The sequence below is a fragment of the Devosia sp. genome (genome assembly GCF_030689745.1).
GTDB classification, from domain to species: Bacteria; Pseudomonadota; Alphaproteobacteria; order Rhizobiales; family Devosiaceae; genus Devosia; species Devosia alba.
The window spans coordinates 1-4,720 of record NZ_JAUYGL010000011.1 but is presented as its reverse complement, the minus strand read 5'-3'; the positions used below and the strand labels follow the sequence as shown (position 1 = coordinate 4,720).

The 4,720-nt window shown below is 46.3% G+C and carries 5 protein-coding genes; 3 read left to right on the top strand and 2 right to left on the bottom strand.

All coding sequences use genetic code 11. The features are described 5' to 3' along the window. The first annotated feature begins 13 nt into the window (after positions 1-13). The 3 genes from Q8O80_RS01015 to Q8O80_RS01005 are packed head-to-tail and all read left to right on the top strand — an operon-like array spanning position 14 to position 2,398. Positions 14-160, top strand: coding sequence for a hypothetical protein (locus Q8O80_RS01015; RefSeq protein ID WP_305575996.1), 147 nt, complete (start codon positions 14-16; stop codon positions 158-160). A gap of 4 nt (positions 161-164) precedes the next feature. Next, on the top strand, positions 165-737 hold the full coding sequence (locus Q8O80_RS01010) for a hypothetical protein (protein WP_305575994.1): 573 nt from the start codon (positions 165-167) through the stop codon (positions 735-737). A gap of 14 nt (positions 738-751) precedes the next feature. Beyond that, positions 752-2,398 (top strand): recombinase family protein, encoded by a 1,647-nt coding sequence (locus tag Q8O80_RS01005; RefSeq protein WP_305575992.1) that lies wholly within the window; start codon positions 752-754, stop codon positions 2,396-2,398. Between the two features lie 223 nt (positions 2,399-2,621). On the opposite strand, the gene ptuB is transcribed toward Q8O80_RS01005, so the two are convergent. Continuing rightward, entirely contained in the window at positions 2,622-3,272 is a 651-nt protein-coding gene (ptuB, locus tag Q8O80_RS01000; protein WP_305575990.1) for a retron Ec78 anti-phage system effector HNH endonuclease PtuB, read from the bottom strand. 11 nt (positions 3,273-3,283) lie between these two features. Next, on the bottom strand, positions 3,284-4,720 hold a 1,437-nt coding region (locus Q8O80_RS00995), incomplete at its 5' end, for an AAA family ATPase (RefSeq protein WP_305575988.1).

Here is a 4,720-nt window from a genome sequence, read left to right as displayed (position 1 = left end):
AGGTGCCCCATGATTGAACAAAACTGAAAACCCAATGGTTGTCGAATGCGATCTAGAAGCAGAATTGCCTTTGCTGCCGGCTGAACTCAAATTGGTTCAGGAACTGTTGCCAGAGCTGCTCAAGGAAATGACTTGGCTGATGCTCGATGAGGGTAAATAATGGGGTGTCATCCATTCTTTTAACGGTGTTACTTATGCGGTGTTTTTTGTATTTACTATTGATAACGGTTGCTTGGCCGATCTCCGCGCAGTCTTATCGCTGTCCAGATGCAAAAGGTCGTGTCTTTTTTTCAAATATCGGGTGCAATGAGAACCAGCGGCCTATTGCAGCTGGAAATTCTGGCTATTCAGGACGCGTCAATGCGGTGTCGCTAATCGCCATGATGGATGGCGTTACCCTTGAGAAAGACGCCGTAAAGCGACAATCGATGGTGCAGGCGATTCACTCGAACGTTGCAGTCTACAAGGCACAGGCCATAGCGGAGGTTCAATCACAAGCGGAAACGAAGGCTGGTGTCCCGGAATTGGAAAAACAACTCCGCGAATCCGAAGCGGCAGATCGAGCGGACCCGAAATGGTCGGACTATCGAAGTGATAGTCAGATTACGGCCAACATACGTCCACGATTGATGGCAGCCAGGGAGTATGCAAACAGAAGCTCTGCGGGCTTACTGGATACAAACGTTGACTACGCGCGATTAATGGCTCGCTACTCTGAATTTAAGAAATACAACTGAGATTGGAGTAAAAAATGGCCGTTGCGCTTTACGCCCGGGTGTCCACCACCAAACAGGCGGACAAGGATTTATCCATCCCCGACCAGCTGCGCCAAATGCGCGACTGGTGCAAGCGCAACGGTCATGCCATTGCCAAGGAATACATCGAGTCCGGTGCGTCGGCCACCGATGATCGTCGCCCAGAATTCCAGCAGATGATTACTGATGCCACGCTGAAACCTGCACCGTATGACGCAATCATCGTTCACAGTTTGTCGCGTTTCTTTCGCGACCATATCGCCTCTGCACTGTATGAGCGGCAACTGAAAAAAGCAGGCGCCAGGCTTATTTCAATATCCCAGCAGACAAGTGATGATCCGTCCGGCGAGATGGCACGCAGTATCTTTAGCCTGTTTGATGAGTACCAGAGCAAGGAAAACGGCAAGCACACCCTGCGAGCCATGAAGGAAAACGCCCGGCAAGGCTTTTTCAATGGTTCTGCGCCACCGTTCGGCTACAAGAAGGAAGAACTCGACCTGCCAGCGGCCAAGGGCAAGAAAAAGCGGCTGGTCATTGATGAATCCGAAGCGCCTATAGTGCGGCGCATGTTTGAGCTGTACCAAAATGGCTTGAATGGTCACGAAATGGGCTGCAAAGACATTGCCAGCCATTTCAACGAGCGCGGCCAGTTGCTCAGAGGTGCCAAGTGGACGCGAACCCGGGTGCATCAATTGCTGTGTGACACGGCATACCGGGGCGACTACGTTTTCAACAAGAAAAACATGCGTACCAATGAAACCAAGCCGGAAACCGAATGGGTCGTGGTGCCGATACCATCGCTGGTCGAGCGACAGGCATTTCAGGACGTGATCGACAAAAGGCATTCCCGTTCACCAGCCGTCACACCGCCTCGTGAGGTCAGCACGCCGACGCTGCTCACTGGCTTGCTCAAATGCGGCAACTGTGGGGCAGGGATGACGACCGCCACGGGAAAGGGTGGCCGCTATCGGTACTACAAGTGCAATACCCGCATTGGTCAACATGCAGGCGCATGCAGCACACCCGCGCTGCCGATGGAAAAAACGGATGCACTCGTCCTGGCGGCGTTTGCCGACAAGGTGCTCACCCCTGAGCGCATGCGGGCCATGCTCAAAGAAATGAAGATGCACCTCAAGAACGCACAGTCAAGACAGGATGACACGCTCGGCCCGTTGCAGAAAGAACTGAAGGAGCTGGAGACCGCCACCAATCGGCTATTTGAGGCTGTGGAAAAGGGGCTGCTGCCGATGGATGACATGCTGCGCGACCGGGCACAAAAGAACAAGGCTCGGCGGGAAGCTGTATTGCTTGAAATTGCAGGAACAAGGCGGCAAAAAGAAATGCCCCTTTCTATGCTGACCGCTCGCCAGCTTGATGCGTTCACCTGTGCGCTGCGAACTCGGGTGCTGGATCGTGAAGGAGGCTTCTCGAAACGCTATTTGAGGGAGTTTGTGAGCGAAATCCGTTTCGATGGAAAACGGGTGCTGATGAGAGGGAAAAAGGCTGCTTTACTTTCTGCGGCTGCACAAAAAGAAAAGGGCACCACGGGGGTGCCCAGCTCTGTATTGGGTGGCTCCTCGACCTGGGCTCGAACCAGGGACCTACGGATTAACAGAATGGCTGGCTTTAATAAATTTCAATGAAATCAATACCTTGCATCGCTTGCATTGTGTTGAAGTCAGCTACGTTAAGTCCTAAACAGTCAAGAATGGTGGTGCGTAGCTACGTTTTAGCTACAGTGCAGGATACCTCAGCTTCGCTCCTTGTTAGCCTACTATCGCAGACTTCGAAGACTCTTGCACTATGTGCAAACTGGGAAAATTTCCCTGCATTGATAATTTATTCATCGCTTACTTAAATTCACCCTTAATCTGTCGAGTCACTGGTGCCCACCGTATTTGTTAGAACATGTCTAATTGCTGTGACGAATGGGCCATTAACCGTGTTACTAACTTCGGACAGAATCCATTCATTCAATTCTTTTGGCGTGACTTCATTAACTAATGCATCGAAGGTAGTAACGTAACCCCGAACCGCCGCATGCCGAATCCCTTGCAGTGGTCCATTTAAGTTAAAGATACGAATGGTTTCCATGGCGCGATGCCACTTTTCTTTTTCTTTGTGCGGATCGGCTCTGGGACTGACCGAACCGTTCGCTGAAAAAATAAAAAAATCTTCCGGGTCTTCCTCATCTGGCTTAATGAGGTCTTTCGGATCATATGGCCTTGCCTTAACGTCTTTGTATTTGCCACAGCAGTCAGTCCGACTACAAGACCCAAATAAGTTTTCCCAGAAAAACGTAAGCTTAGGGGCATCACTTCGCTGTCTGAAATGCTCAATGTGGCGCGATCCCTTGTCGATTGGCGATTCGCAATAGGCGCATCGCTTTCCCTGCATCAATTCCAACTTTTCCCAGATAGCATTTTTGTTGTCAGTAGTAACTTGATCCCAAGTATGTTTTTCACGCTCTAATTTTTTCAAACATTCCGGTGCCACAACGCGTTGAAGTTTGCGCATAAGTTCACCCCCTATTTGGTATTACTTGGTAGTGGCCATTTCTTCTTGAAGGCTTGTAGTCTAAGTATTCGATCACAGTCCTGCATCACCGGGTGTTGATTACCAAAGTGGTCATCAAGTTGCCGGCGTAGTGCAAGACCTTCAACGGTTTCATGCAAATTTTTCTGAATCAATGCGTGGTAGGCAGACAACATTTTTGCTTCAGGAACATCGGCCACTGGATTGACGCCCATTATTTCTGCCAGCACATCTGCACTGGATACGCCTTTGGTCTGGTAGTGAATCGCATCAACCTGAGCGACTCTGTTATCTGTTTTTGGGGCAATCGCATCACGCAACGGGCGAATGCAAGCGGCATCAACGCTACTCAAAACATGCGGACTGTGCGTTGTAATAATAAATTGAATATTTGGAAATGTTTTTTGTAAATTTCCAATAACAGTTTGTTGCCATGTGGGATGCAGATGTAATTCTATTTCATCAATTAATACAATCCCTTGGCCAGCTAGTGGATTTTCAAGCTTTTGATTTAACATCATCATACGGCGCGATAAATCAGTAACCATGGCAAGCAGTGATTTTTGTCCGTGTGATAGCTGATCAATCTCCAGCCAGATATCGTCAATTTGTACTTTTATAATTGGCCGCTTGACTTGCAAGTTATTTACTAAATCATTTTCATCTGCATAGCCTATTCTAATATTGTTTATATCTGGTACAAAAGTTTTTATAACTGAATTTAAGATATCAAAATATAGTTTTGCACCTTCATCCTTTGGAGGCGGAAGCAAGGATGATTCTAATTTACTTAGTTCTATATACTCTGGATCATCATGGATAAATATTCCTTGTTTGACTTTTAACTCAACTTTCGACTTTAATTTTAAATAATTACTTAATAATATAGGATCTATGCGAGTTAAACGCATGATACGTTCTTCTAGATAGTGGATATATTCTAGTAAACTTGAAAAATCAGCTTTGCCATCTAAGCAGTTAGTGTAGTTATCCAGTGGTGATGTTATTGGTTTTGTGGTAGGTCTTTTGCCAAATTTGTCAATGCGATCGACGGAGTAATAAGCAAATACAGGCAAATCAATTTGATGTTTATCATACAGTGTACGATACAAATTTCCGAGTATTTTAATTTCAGCTAATTCACTATTTTTCTTTTTTTCTTTGCCTATATTTACTTTGTATAGTTGTACGGAATATGAATTTTTAGTTGTTAATGTAAACTGAGAGTGTATTTTTGAAAAATCAGAGCCCACTCTGATATCGCTTAAAATAACGGATTTTCCCCTGCCGTCTTCATTAAGAAAATTTGAACTTATCCAACTAAGTGTTTTGGCGATAGCGTCTGCAATTGTTGTCTTTCCGGCTCCATTTGTTCCAATAATTAAAGTTAGTTGTGGATTAAGGGTAATTGATATGTTACTAAATTTTCT